This is a genomic window from Mesoflavibacter zeaxanthinifaciens DSM 18436, from assembly GCF_000422365.1.
Lineage (GTDB): Bacteria > Bacteroidota > Bacteroidia > Flavobacteriales > Flavobacteriaceae > Mesoflavibacter > Mesoflavibacter zeaxanthinifaciens.
Genome location: NZ_AULQ01000008.1, coordinates 94550 through 108399, shown reverse-complemented (window position 1 = coordinate 108399; position 13850 = coordinate 94550). Strand labels below are relative to the sequence as shown.

General features: G+C 31.6%; 12 protein-coding genes. 5 read left to right on the top strand and 7 right to left on the bottom strand.

What is annotated here, in order from left to right; translation table 11 throughout:
• Positions 1 to 77 precede the first annotated feature (77 nt).
• On the top strand, positions 78 to 1415 hold the full coding sequence (locus H574_RS0108960) for an aspartyl protease family protein (RefSeq protein ID WP_036227443.1): 1338 nt from the start codon (positions 78 to 80) through the stop codon (positions 1413 to 1415).
• A gap of 49 nt (positions 1416 to 1464) precedes the next feature.
• On the opposite strand, the gene H574_RS0108955 is transcribed toward H574_RS0108960, so the two are convergent.
• The gene (locus H574_RS0108955) at positions 1465 to 1890 is read right to left on the bottom strand and encodes a DUF1573 domain-containing protein (protein WP_027880253.1); all 426 of its coding nucleotides are present in this window, start codon (positions 1888 to 1890) and stop codon (positions 1465 to 1467) included.
• A gap of 184 nt (positions 1891 to 2074) precedes the next feature.
• Here H574_RS0108955 and H574_RS0108950 point away from each other — a divergent pair, with 184 nt between their 5' ends.
• The 3 genes from H574_RS0108950 (at position 2075) to H574_RS0108940 (ending at position 6560) form a co-directional block, all read left to right on the top strand.
• Positions 2075 to 4711, top strand: a complete 2637-nt coding sequence (locus H574_RS0108950; RefSeq protein WP_027880252.1) for a valine--tRNA ligase — start codon at positions 2075 to 2077, stop codon at positions 4709 to 4711.
• 236 nt (positions 4712 to 4947) lie between these two features.
• Positions 4948 to 5652 (top strand): hypothetical protein, encoded by a 705-nt coding sequence (locus H574_RS0108945; protein WP_027880251.1) that lies wholly within the window; start codon positions 4948 to 4950, stop codon positions 5650 to 5652.
• Between the two features lie 95 nt (positions 5653 to 5747).
• A complete protein-coding gene (locus H574_RS0108940) occupies positions 5748 to 6560 on the top strand; it encodes a DNA/RNA non-specific endonuclease (protein ID WP_027880250.1) in 813 nt (270 codons plus the stop codon).
• Here H574_RS0108940 and H574_RS0108935 read toward each other — a convergent pair.
• From H574_RS0108935 to gcvP, 4 genes are all read right to left on the bottom strand, one after another.
• Positions 6557 to 7405, bottom strand: coding sequence for a glycosyltransferase family 2 protein (locus tag H574_RS0108935; protein ID WP_027880249.1), 849 nt, complete (start codon positions 7403 to 7405; stop codon positions 6557 to 6559). The two genes, H574_RS0108940 and H574_RS0108935, sit on opposite strands and share 4 nt — an antisense overlap.
• Before the next feature lie 7 nt (positions 7406 to 7412).
• Positions 7413 to 7940 carry a class I SAM-dependent methyltransferase gene (locus H574_RS0108930; protein ID WP_027880248.1) on the bottom strand — a complete coding sequence of 176 codons (528 nt, stop codon included), beginning with the start codon at positions 7938 to 7940 and terminating at the stop codon, positions 7413 to 7415.
• A 23-nt stretch (positions 7941 to 7963) separates the two neighbouring features.
• Positions 7964 to 9022 (bottom strand): 3-oxoacyl-ACP synthase III family protein, encoded by a 1059-nt coding sequence (locus H574_RS0108925; protein ID WP_027880247.1) that lies wholly within the window; start codon positions 9020 to 9022, stop codon positions 7964 to 7966.
• 102 nt (positions 9023 to 9124) lie between these two features.
• Positions 9125 to 11974, bottom strand: coding sequence for an aminomethyl-transferring glycine dehydrogenase (gcvP, locus tag H574_RS0108920; protein ID WP_027880246.1), 2850 nt, complete (start codon positions 11972 to 11974; stop codon positions 9125 to 9127).
• A gap of 174 nt (positions 11975 to 12148) precedes the next feature.
• Between gcvP and H574_RS0108915 the strand changes: the two genes are divergently transcribed.
• Positions 12149 to 12976, top strand: a complete 828-nt coding sequence (locus tag H574_RS0108915) for a UbiA prenyltransferase family protein (protein ID WP_027880245.1) — start codon at positions 12149 to 12151, stop codon at positions 12974 to 12976.
• Here the strand turns inward: H574_RS0108915 and H574_RS0108910 are convergent.
• Positions 12956 to 13210, bottom strand: a complete 255-nt coding sequence (locus tag H574_RS0108910; RefSeq protein WP_027880244.1) for a hypothetical protein — start codon at positions 13208 to 13210, stop codon at positions 12956 to 12958. The two genes, H574_RS0108915 and H574_RS0108910, sit on opposite strands and share 21 nt — an antisense overlap.
• 3 nt (positions 13211 to 13213) lie before the next feature.
• Complete coding sequence (locus H574_RS0108905) at positions 13214 to 13765, bottom strand: sigma-70 family RNA polymerase sigma factor (protein ID WP_027880243.1); 552 nt, start codon at positions 13763 to 13765, stop codon at positions 13214 to 13216.
• Between the last annotated feature and the right edge of the window lie 85 nt (positions 13766 to 13850).

The following is a 13850-nucleotide window of genomic DNA, read 5'->3' as shown; positions in this document are numbered from 1 at the left end:
CAAATAATACCAACTAAAAAGTATCAAGTAATTAAAGATTTGTAAATTTAAGAGGACATATTTTTTATTATTTACTAATGCAAAGTGCTAAAATCACATTATTATTAATATTTGCGTTATTTCAAAGTCTTTATTCACAGAGTATATATAAGCTTCCAGAAGGTAAAACGTCTGATAAAATTAGATTTGAATTAATAAATAACGTCATATTAATTCCTGTTGAAGTTAATGGCTTAGAATTAACTTTTTTATTGGATACAGGTGTTAGTAAGCCTATAGTTTTTAATTTTTTAAAAGCTGCAGATTCTTTACAAATTTTAAATGCAGAAAAAATAAAAGTAAGAGGATTAGGTAACGGAAATGATTTAGAAGCTTTACGCTCTAGTCATAATACTTTTAAAATTGGTGAAGCAGTAAATAGCGACCAAGCTTTTTATGCCGTTTTTGATCCAGAACTAAATTTTGCGCCAAAAATAGGAATACCTATAGATGGCATTATTGGTTATGATTTTTTTAAAGATTTTATTATAGAAATTAATTATAATCGAAAGTTTATTAAAATTAAAAGACCATCAGAATACAAATTAAGAATGTGTAGAAGGTGCCAAGTATTAGATTTAAACTTAGAAAATAATAGACCCTATGTTTTGTCTTATGTAGATATTGGTGCAAATAAAAATATACCAGTTAATTTACTATTAGATTCAGGTAATAGTGATGCACTTTGGTTATTTGAAGACAAGGTTAATAATATACAACTAAAACAAAAGTCATTTATAGATTATCTTGGTACGGGACTTAATGGTAGTGTTTATGGTAGGCGCTCTAAAATTAAAAAAATAACATTAGGAGTGTTTGATATAGAACAACCAACAGTTGCATTTCCTGATACTTTATCTGTTAATTTTATGAGATCTTATGAGGGTAGAAATGGCTCTTTAGGAGGAGAGATATTAAAACGGTTTAATTCTGTGTTTGATTACTCAAATTCACGGTTAATGTTAAAACCTAATAGCTATTATAAGGATAAGTTTAGTTATAATAAAAGCGGGATTTTAGTTGAAAATAGTGGCGTTAGAATGGTTATGGAACTTAATGCAAAACAAAACTCAGCGGTAAGTTTTAGAGATGAAAAATCTATAAACATTAACAGCATTATAAAACCTAATTATAAATATAATCTTAAGCCAGTTTATACTATTTATGAAGTTTTACCTAATTCTCCAGCAGAAAAAGCAGGATTATTAAGAGGTGATGAGATTGTTTACATAAATAATAGAAGTACTCAAGATATGACTTTAGAAAAACTAACAGGATATTTCTATAAAGATTCAGGAGAAGAGTTAAAGTTTGTTGTGATCAGAAACGGAATAGAGCGTAAGTTTGCTATTACATTAAAATCTCCTTTAGAATAAAAAAAGCCGAAAACATTAGTTTTCGGCTTTAATAAAATTTTTTTAAATGTTATTTTTCCATAACACTCTTTTCTTTTTTAGCTAACACACTTGTCTTTGAAGGGTCAATAACGTTTCCTTTAATTTTTAAAGAAACTGTTGGCGTATCCGCATTAGATAAAACAGTAATTGTTTTTCTAATTGGCATTACTCTATTTGTGTCATATTTTACCTCTATTTCACCTTTTTCACCAGGCATAATTGGTTTTTCAGGTTTTTTTGGGACTGTACATCCGCAACTAGAACTTACTTTAGATATAATTAAAGGAGCATCACCTGTATTAGTAAATTCAAAAGTTCTTAAACCATTAGCTCCTTTTTCTATTGTACCGTAGTCAATTGTAGTTTCTTTAAATTCAATTTTTGCTACTTTTTCTTGAGCATTAACTGTTAAACTAATCAAGCCAACAAATAATAATGTCATTAATTTTTTCATTGTATATAAATTTTAATGATTTGTAAATTTAATCACTTTTTACTCCTCTAGCAAAAATATTAGATGTAATACACTCAAACAAATACTTTTGAATAATTTAACGGTGCATTAATCTGCTATATAATTTCACAAAAACAGAATAATAAGTATTTTTGTCAACTATAATTCAAAAACTATTCCAAAGATGAGTATCCCATCAAAATATGATGCAAAATCCGTAGAAAATAAGTGGTATGACTATTGGATGAAACATAATTATTTTCATTCAGAACCTGACGAAAGAGAACCATACACCATAGTTATTCCGCCTCCAAACGTAACAGGAGTATTACATATGGGACATATGTTAAATAATACCATTCAAGATGTATTAATACGTCGTGCGCGCTTACAAGGTAAAAACGCCTGTTGGGTACCAGGTACAGATCATGCATCTATTGCTACAGAAGCAAAAGTTGTAGCAAAATTAAAAGCACAAGGAATAGATAAAAATGATTTAACTAGAGACGAGTTTTTAAAACATGCTTGGGATTGGACGCACGAATATGGTGGCGTAATCCTTGAGCAATTAAAAAAGCTAGGTTGCTCTTGCGATTGGGATCGTACTAAGTTTACTATGGATGACGATATGAGCGAAGCCGTAATTAAAGTCTTTGTAGATTTATACAATAAAGGCTTAATTTATCGCGGTTATCGTATGGTAAATTGGGATCCAGAAGCAAAAACAACACTTTCGGATGAAGAAGTTATCTACGAAGAAAAGCAAGGAAATCTATACTATTTAAAGTATAAAATTGAAGGTAGCGACGATACGCTAACTATTGCTACAACACGTCCTGAAACCATTTTTGGTGATACAGCAATTTGTATTAATCCTAATGACGAGCGTTTTGTTCACTTACGTGGAAAAAAAGCAATTGTACCAATCTGCAACCGTGTAATCCCTATTATTGAAGATGACTATGTAGATTTAGAATTTGGTACAGGTTGTTTAAAAGTAACACCAGCGCATGACGAAAACGACAAGATGCTAGGAGATAAGCATAATCTTGAAGTAGTAGATATTTTTAATGAAGATGCAACTTTAAACAGCTACGGTTTACACTATGAAGGTCAAGATCGTTTTGCTGTACGTAAAGCTATAGCTAAAGAGTTAGAAGAAAATGGTGTTTTAGTTAAAACTGAAACACATATTAACAAGGTAGGTACGTCAGAACGTACCAAAGCAGTTATAGAGCCAAGGTTAAGCGACCAATGGTTCTTAAAAATGGAAGACTTGGTAAAACCAGCAATAGAAGCAGTTTTAGGTGAAGATGCCGATATAAAACTATTCCCAAAAAAGTTCGAAAACACCTATCGTCACTGGATGGAAAACATCCGCGATTGGAATATTTCGCGTCAATTACTTTGGGGACAACAAATTCCTGCGTTTTATTATGGTGACGGAAAAGAAGATTTTGTAGTTGCTGAAACTATTGAAGATGCAGTAAAACTTGCTCAAGATAAAACAGGAAATTCTTCACTTAAAGCTGAAGATTTACGTCAAGAAACCGATGCATTAGATACTTGGTTCTCATCATGGTTGTGGCCAATGTCGGTTTTTGATGGTATTCGCAATCCAGAAAACAAAGACATTAAATACTATTACCCAACAAACGACTTAGTAACTGGTCCAGATATTTTATTCTTTTGGGTAGCACGTATGATAATTGCTGGTTACGAGTATAAAGATGAAAAACCTTTTCAGAATGTATACTTAACAGGATTGGTACGTGATAAGCAACGTCGTAAAATGAGTAAATCTTTAGGAAACTCACCAGACGCATTAAAACTTATTGAAGAATACAGCGCCGATGGTGTTCGTGTTGGTTTACTATTAAGCAGCGCAGCAGGAAACGATTTATTGTTTGACGAATCATTGTGCCAACAAGGAAAAGGTTTTGGTAACAAAATCTGGAATGCCTATCGTTTAGTTGATGGTTGGGAAGTTTCAGAAAGCATTGAGCAACCAGAAGCAAGTAAGATTGCAATAGAATGGTACGAATCTAAATTCCAAAAAGCATTAATCGAGATTGAAGATCACTTTAGTAAATACCGTTTAAGCGATGCGTTAATGGCTATTTACAAGTTAATTTACGACGATTTTTGCGGTTGGTTACTAGAAATGGTAAAACCAGCATACCAACAACCAATAGATGCTAAAACGTATAATGCAATTATCTCGATTTTTGAAGATAACTTAAAAATTGTACATCCGTTTATGCCATTTTTAACTGAAGATTTATGGCATTACATAAAAGATCGTACGCCAGAAGAAGCTCTAATTGTAGCGAGTTGGCCAACAACAAAAGCAATAAACGAAACCTTGATTTCAGAATTTGATTTTGCTTCAGAAGTGATTTCGGGTATTCGTACTATTAGAAAAGAAAAGAACATTGCGTTTAAGGATGCGATTGGATTTTCGGTAATAAATAACGAAAAAGCATCTACTACGTTTGATGCGATTATCCAAAAAATGGGTAATCTTGAAGCGATTGAGTATGTAGATGAAGCTGTTGAAGGTGCTTTAACCTTTAGAGTAAAATCTAACGAATATTTTGTACCAATGGTTGGTGCTATAGACGTTGAAGCCGAAATTAAAAAGTTAACCGAAGAGTTAAATTATACTGAAGGTTTCTTAAAATCGGTACAGAAAAAACTATCCAACGACCGTTTTGTAAATAATGCACCAGAACAAGTTGTAGCTAGTGAGAAAAAGAAAGAAGCAGATGCGTTAGCTAAGATTGAAACAATTAAAGCAAGTTTAGCTAGCATGCAATAGACTTAATAAATATACTTTACTAAAAGCTCTAAAAAGTTAATTTTTAGAGCTTTTTTATTTGACTGACATTTGAATATAATTTATGTATTAACATAATATTTTCAGAAAAAGTTAAAGGTTAGTTTGTTTCTGTTAATTTTCAATAAATTTTTAGGATTAGTTTATGTTTTAAAATTTCTACTACATAAAAGTTACCATTAGTTTTGGAGGTATATAAACCAAAAAAACTAAAAACTATGAAATCAATTAAGTTAGTAACAACAACATTAGTAGTATCTGGTTTAGCATTTATGTCTTGTAAAAATGATTATAAGACAAAAGATACAGAAGTAGATACTGTAGAAGAACAAGTAGAAGATTTAGAAAACGAAATGGACAACGCTTCAGATAGTAAATCAGAAAATGATTATATCATGCAATCAGATCAAGTCATGTCTAAAGAGTATGCTATGAATGATGGTAGAAATATTAACTACCAAACTACCGAAGCTGGAATTGTAGGTTTTGACGGATGGCAACAATTTAATATTCTAACATATGAGTTAGAAGAAATGAAAAAAGCCAATATTTACACTAAAGAACGTGTAGGAAATTTAAGAGGAGTCATAGCAACTTTAGATAATAGTATTCCCGACTGGTTAAAAACAGAAGAGGTTATGGAAGATGTTGCAGATATTCAAAAAGAATATAATGAGTTAATGACAGAGACCAATGTTTCAGAAAAAGAATATAAAGAAAACATAGAGGAAGTTTCTGAAAAGTATGCCGATTTACAAGAAGAGTTAACCGAAACAGTTGAAGAATACATGAAAGTTAATGAAAGAGCAATAAAAAAATACAATAAACAAATAGAAAAAGGAAACTTCGAAAAGGCTAATAGAAAATATAAAAGAGAGATAGAAAAACTGAATAAAATTGCAGATTACGAAGAAGAGAAATAGTATTGTCTATTTGTGTTAGTTAGAAGACCTTTTCAAAACGAAAAGGTCTTTTTTTTATTTATTACTATTTTTGATTTTTTTAAATGTAGATTTAAATGACTTATAAAACCAAAGTTTCTTTACTAACAGCAATTGCTTTAATAGCAATATATTCTTATAATTTTTATTTAGACAATCAAGAAAAGAATACTAAAGTTGAAATTGGTAAGAAAGTCAAAAATAATACAAATGAATATTTTTTACCAAGCAGTACGACAGGTCAAATAATCCACCATAATGGTTACAGTTTAAGTTATAGTGAATTACATGAACAAGCAGAATGGGTTGCCTACGAGCTTAAAAAATCTCATCTTAGTAGCAAGCAACACAAAAGACCATATTTTGAAATTGATAAAGCGGTAAAAACAGGCGCAGCACATTGGCGCAACTATAAGCAATCCGGTTACGATCGTGGTCACTTATGTCCTGCAGGAGATAGAAGGTATAGTAAACAAGTACACGATGAAACATTTTTAACCAGTAATATTTCACCACAAAATCACGATTTTAATGCAGGAATCTGGAATCGTTTAGAACAAAAAACACGTTATTGGGCAAAAAAATATGATGGTGTATTTGTAGTAACAGGAGGAATTTTAAAAGATAATCTTAAGACTATTGGTGAAGAAGATGTTGCTGTGCCTGACCAGTTTTATAAAATAATATTAGATAATAATACAGGAAAAACGAAAGTAATTGCATTTTTATTACCACATCAAGAATCTAATCAACCTCTATACAAATTTGTAACTTCAGTAGATAAAATAGAGTCTTTGACTGGCATAGATTTCTTTCATGAATTAGACGATGAAGTTGAAAATAAAATAGAAGCTTTAAGTGATTATAAAATTTGGAGCTTAAGAGATTAAAAAAGTTTTTCTTTAATGCCTTTCCAGCGTAAGTTTCTAATAAATTTACCTTGATCTTTAGTAATTAAACGCTCAGGTTTATTAAAAGTAGCTTTTAAATAACCAACTAAATAATTATAAAAGTAAGGCCAACTTTTTTTCTTTAAACTCATTTTTACAGCTGTCAAAAGAGTAAGTGTAATACCATATCGCATTTTGTACATAGCTTCACCTTGTAGGTGTTTTGCAGCTTTATTGTAGCTTGCGCCAGTCGGTTTTAAGTGTTTAACATGAAGATTATCATCTAAAACTAATTTGTAACCAAAATACTTTGCTAATAACTCATCGATAGTATCCCAACCCATAGATGTTTTAAGTTGCCCAATAGCTTCAAAACATGATTTTGTGTACGTTTTTAAAGCACCTCTTATATGATCTTTACCAGTAATAGACTCTAAAATCCATTGATTATTTTTTTCGATATAACAATATCCGGCAACCATTCCTATAGTTACATCTTTATTAAAATGAAATGCTAACTGTTCTAAATAATTAAGCGGAAAAATTAAATCGGCATCAAACTTACAAATCACATCATAATCTTTGTTTGCAATATCATAACCTTTATAAAAAGCATTAATGATTTTTGTACCAGGTAAATGTTGATTTGATGAGGTATTATTAACTAGTTTTATAAAGTTGAATTGTTGCTGAAAACCTTCAACAATCTTTTTAGTTTTATCTGTAGAATTATCATTTACCACAATAATTTCCTGCGGAAGTAAGGATTGTTTAACCAAAGAATCTAACGTTAATCCAATAGAGTCTTCTTCGTTATGCGCTGGTATGATAATGCAGAATTTCATTTTTAAATTATTTTGAAATTCGTTCTGCATAAACAATATAATATCTTGGCGTAAAACATCTTAAAATTGGTCTAATACCTAGTTTTTTGGTTGGATTAGTCCATTTTTGTCGGTCAATAATCTTCCAACCAGTTTTTTCTAGTAGCCAGTCTAATTGCCAATCTTCAAACTCGTGATAATGTCTGTCCCACATATCGGTTTTACTTCTGTAAGCAGAAGAAAACCATAAACGCAATGGTACGCTAATTACTAATTTATTGGCTTTTATACTTTTTAAAACGGTAAAAGGGGAGAGTAGATGTTCAAAAATTTCAAAAGCTGTGACTACGGTAGCATCAGAATTTTCTATAGTTGAGGTGTCTAAATCTAAATCTTCACCTTTAGTGTTTTTAACAGAAAATCCGTTAGCCTTTAGTATTTTGGTAAACGGATTTTCTACACCTAAATCCAAAATGGTTTCGGATTTAGAAATATGTTTTTCTAAAAATTGAAACGTAAGCTTATATCTTTTATGCGGAAATGTGTTTTCGTACATTAGTTATTTTCCGCAACAGCGGATTAATATTTATAAACAATAGCGTTGATGTGCATTCCTGCACCAACGCTAGCAAATATAATAACATCTCCTTTTTCTATCTGCTGATTTTCTAATTTATTATTTCTAATTAAGTCAAAAAGTGTTGGTACGGTTGCAACCGAACTGTTACCAAGTTTATGAATACTCATTGGCATAATGCCTTCTGGAACAGGAGTTTTGTAAAGTCTGTAAAAACGTTTTATGATAGCTTCGTCCATTTTTTCGTTAGCTTGATGGATCAATATTTTTTTAACGTCTTTTATATCTACACCACTTTCGTCTAAGCATTCTTTCATAGCTAGTGGTACGTTTGTTAATGCAAATTCGTAAATTTTACGACCGTGCATTTTAATGTACCTAGTATCTTTGTCTAATTCTGGATTGTTAGAATTTCCGAAGAATAAATAATAGGCTTCATCGTATGTAAAACTAGCGGTATTGTGTGCTAAAATTCCACCTTCTTCATCTGTGGCTTCAATGATTGTTGCGCCAGCGCCATCACTGTAAATCATGCTATCACGATCGTGTTTATCTACCACTCTAGATAATGTTTCGGCGCCAATTACTAAACATTTTTTTGCCATTCCAGCTTTTATAAATGCTTGTGCTTGGATGGTACCTTCAATCCAACCAGGACAACCAAATAATATGTCATAAGCAACACATTTAGGGTTTTTAATGCGGAGTTTATGTTTTACTCTGGTTGCTAAACAAGGTAAAATATCACTTTGGATCGCATCTTTTTTAACGTCTCCAAAATTGTGTGCTACGATAATGTAATCTATATCTTCCCTATCAATTTTAGCGTCTTCTATAGCTTTTTCTGCAGCAAGAAAACCTAAATCGGAAGCTATTAACTTATCGTCTGCGTAGCGTCTTTCAACAATACCTGTTATTGCTTTAAATTTTTCAACAATAACTTCGTTCGGGGAATTGATTTGGGAACCGTCTACATTTAAAAACTCATGTTTATGAAAGTCTTCGTTCTTTTCAATATTTTCTGGAATATAACTTCCAGTTCCAGTAATTTTTATAGTCATAAAAAAAATCTGTCTTTTTATTTTTTACTAATATACAAATATACTAGCTACTAAATAAAAAGACAGATTTGAATTTATATTATATACGATGCCCAAAAGCTATTATGCTTCCATATATTCTTCTATTGGCGCACAAGTACAGATTAAATTACGATCTCCATAAGCATCATTTACACGACGTACAGAAGGCCAAAATTTATTTTCTTTAACATACTCTAAAGGATATGCTGCTTTTTCACGAGAGTATGGTAGTAACCATTCGTCACTTGTTAGCATATCTAAAGTATGAGGTGCATTTTTTAGCGGGTTATTTTCGTCTTCTTTAGTTACAGCATCAATTTCTTTTCTAATAGAAATCATGGCGTCACAAAAACGATCCATTTCGGCTTTACTTTCACTTTCTGTTGGTTCAATCATCATTGTTCCTGCAACAGGGAATGATACAGTAGGCGAGTGGAAACCGTAATCCATTAAACGTTTTGCGATATCTGTTACTTCTATACCGTTAGTTTTAAATGGTCTACAGTCTATAATCATTTCGTGAGCTGCGCGACCTCTTTCACCAGAATATAAAGTTTCAAAAGCGCCTTGTAAACGATGTTTGATGTAATTAGCGTTTAAGATAGCAATCTCTGTAGATGCTCTTAAACCTTCAGTACCTAACATTTTAATATATCCATAAGAAATTAAACAGACTAAAGAACTTCCAAAAGGAGCTGCAGATATTGCTGTAATAGCATTATCACCACCAGTTTTTATAATTGGATTACCAGGTAAAAACGGAGCTAATTGCTTAGCTACACAAATTGGGCCAACACCAGGTCCGCCACCACCATGAGGAATAGCAAACGTTTTATGTAAGTTTAAGTGACATACATCTGCGCCAATATTACCAGGATTTGTTAATCCTACTTGGGCATTCATGTTTGCACCATCCATGTAAACTTGTCCGCCATTATCATGGATAATTTTTGTAATGTCTTTAATAGCAGACTCATACACACCGTGTGTAGATGGGTAAGTTACCATTAAAGCAGCAAGATTATCTGAGTGCAACTCAGCTTTATTACGTAAGTCTTCTACATCAATGTTTCCATTATCGTCTGCTTTTGTAACAACCACTTTCATACCAGCCATTACGGCACTAGCAGGGTTTGTTCCGTGAGCAGAACTAGGAATTAAACAGATGTTACGGTGATGATCACCACGAGATTCGTGATACGCTTTAATTACCATTAATCCTGCATATTCACCTTGCGCGCCAGAGTTAGGTTGTAAAGATGTTGCTGCAAAACCAGTAATTTCTGTTAATTGATCTTCTAATGCTTTTAATACTTTTTGATAACCTTCTGTTTGGTCTATCGGTGCAAATGGATGAATGCTTCCCCAATTGGTTTGACTTAAAGGTAACATTTCTGAAGCTGCATTTAACTTCATTGTACAAGATCCTAAAGAAATCATAGAATGGTTTAATGCTAAATCTTTGCGCTCTAATTTTTTGATGTAACGCATTAATTCGGTTTCAGAATGGTAGCTATTAAATACGTCAAGTGTTAAGAAATCACTTGTTCTGTTTAAGGTTGTATCTATATTGTTTGTTTCTGATAATTCAGAAATTTCTATTGCTTTTTTGTTTTCCGCTTCAGCGAAAATTTTAACAATTTCATTTAAATCAGAAATTGAAGTTGTTTCGTTAATAGAAATTAAAACGGTGTTATCATCTTGATAGTAGAAGTTAACTTCATTGTTTTCTGCTACTTCTTTTACTTTAGCAGCATTAGCTTTGACTTGTAAAGTGTCAAAGAAAGATGTGTTTGTTTGTTCTAATCCCATTTTTGAAAGGGTAGACGCTAAGGTAGAAGCACTATTATGAACTTTATTTGCTATAAAAGTTAAGCCTTTTGGACCATGGTAAACAGCATACATACCTGCCATTACCGCTAGTAAAACTTGTGCTGTGCAAATGTTAGATGTTGCTCTATCACGCTTAATGTGCTGCTCTCTTGTTTGAAGCGCCATACGTAATGCACGGTTGTCGTTAGCGTCTTTGGTAACGCCTATAATACGACCAGGAATATCACGTTTATAAGCTTCTTTTGTTGCAAAATAAGCAGCATGAGGACCACCGTAACCCATTGGTATACCAAAACGTTGTGTTGTACCAACAACAACATCGGCACCAAATTGTCCTGGAGCTTCAAGCTTAATTAAGCTTAAAATATCTGCTGCTACTGCAACTTTTATATTGTTTTCATTTGCTTTAGCAATAAATGTTTTAATGTCTGTAATTTGTCCGTTTTTACCAGGATACTGAACAATAGCACCGAAGTATTCTGATGAAAAATCAAATGTGTTTTCGTCACCGATTACTAAATCAATTCCGATAGGAAGCGCACGTGTCTTTAAAACCGAAATGGTTTGAGGTAAAACAGCATCTGAAACAAAAAACTTATTTACATTTTCTTTTTTTTGTGCTCTTTCTCTAACAGCAAATAAAAGACTCATAGCTTCTGCAGCAGCAGTACTTTCGTCAAGTAAAGAGGCGTTTGCAAGTTCCATACCGGTAAGATCGGTAATCATGGTTTGGAAGTTTAATAAGGCTTCTAAACGACCTTGTGCAATCTCTGCTTGGTAAGGTGTGTAAGCAGTATACCAACCTGGATTTTCTAAAATATTACGCTGTATAACAGCCGGTAAAATTGTTGGATGATAGCCTAAACCAATGTAAGTCTTGTACGTTTTGTTAAGTTTAGATAAATTATTAATGTGTGTAGAATACTCATATTCCGTCATAGCTTCATCTAAACCTAAATCTTTTTCAAGACGAATGTTAGAAGGAATGGTTTCGTAAATTAGTTGTTCAATACTTTCTGCACCTATTGTTTGTAACATTTCTTTAATGTCATTTTCTCTTGGACCAATATGGCGCAAAGCAAAAGCGTTTGTGTTCATTAGTGTTGTGTTGTTAGGCTCTCATTTTCATGAGAATGACAAATTAATTTAGCGTTTTAAAACGCATTTTTATGCGATTGCAAAATTAATGAAATCTTATAGCATTTTTTAGTTAAAATTTGAAAGTTTTTAACCATTTAATAGCTTTATTAACAGATTGATTATTTTTGTGTGATGAAGATAGTCAAACAGCTTTTAGATTTTTATATAAATAGCAGTATACATGTGGCTTTAGCAGTATATGCTTTAAGTTGGATTACGCTTCTTGTTTTTAACTTGCCTTACGACGAAAACATCCTATATTTTAATTTTTACGCTACAATTACAGGTTATAATTTTGTTAAGTATTTTGGTATTGCTAAGTGGCATCATCGTAGCTTGGCAAAATGGTTAAAAGTGATTCAGGTCTTTTCGTTTTTTAGTTTTTTGTTAATGCTTTTTTATGCTTTTAGATTAGAGCCTAAAGTTATATTTGTTTTAATAGGGTTAGGGCTTATAACTTTTTTATATGCTATACCCTTTTGGCCAAAACAAATGTATTTGGATGAACACCAAAATTTAAGACAAATAAGTGGATTAAAGGTGTATATAATAGCAGCTGTTTGGGCATTTACTACAGTTGTTTTACCTATATTAAACAACAATCAAGAGTTAGAAACTAAAGTCTGGATTACTGTATTACAAAATTTTGTATTTGTGTTAGCTTTAATGATTCCTTTTGAAATAAGGGATCTAAAATATGATAGTATAAAACTAGCAACAATCCCACAACAAATTGGTGTAAAAAAGACCAAAATACTTGGTGTTTTACTACTTTTATTTTTTTTAGGTCTAAATGTTTTTAAAGAAGAAATCCTAATTCACTTTCTTTATAAAGAAGTAATTGTGGCTTTTGTTTTAATGCTATTTATTTTGTTTTCTACAAAACACAGAAATAAATATTACGCTTCTTTTTGGGTTGAAGCTTTGCCTATTTTATGGCTACTGTTGATGCTTTTTTAATTCTTTTTCAAAAGACTTTTTTATATTATCTTTTTCTTCAGAAGATAAGAACTGAAATTTAATTTTATTTAATAACTGACTTAATTTTTTGTTTGATGCAGAGTGTTTTCTGCAAGCAGAACAATACATTAAATGAATTTTAAGTTTTATTTTTTCAGTTATTGAAGCTTCTTCATATTGATATTTATCACAAACATGACCAGCTTCTTTGCATTTAATAAAAAATAATCCCATGATTTAAAACCAATTTTTTTCTAAGCAACTTGCAAGAGCAACTCTAGCTCTGTGAACAATTACCCATAGGTTAGACGCTGTAATGTTTAGTTCCTTACTAATTGTTTCTGTTTCTTGATTTAAGATGGTTTTCTTCTTAAAGACTTCAGCTTGTTTTTTAGGTAGTTTAGCAATACAGCTTTGTATTGCGTCTGCTAATTCTTCGTTTTCAATGCTATCTTCTGCTGTTTTGTCAAAAGGATCTGCAATACGCTCTTCTAACCAATCGCCTTCAGATTCAGAATCATTGTAAGTCATTCTAACTTCGGCTTTTCCTTTATTAGAATTGATCTTACGATAGTAATCAATAATTTTTCGCTTTAAAATTGAAATAAGCCAAGTACGTTCGGCTGCTTCACCTTTAAAGTTTTTCATAGCGTTTAACCCAGCCAAAAAAGTTTCGGACACTAAATCTTGAGCAATAACACGATCATTTACACGCGTTATTGTGTAATTAAATAGGTAGTCACTATATAGATCAACCCAATTGTTAGGATTTAAAGTGTGTTTTGGCATTAGTTGGTTTTTCTTTTTCTATTTTCAAAAGTAACTAAAATACAAAAGATTTTAGCTAATTTAACAATATGCTAAGAGTTTAAAA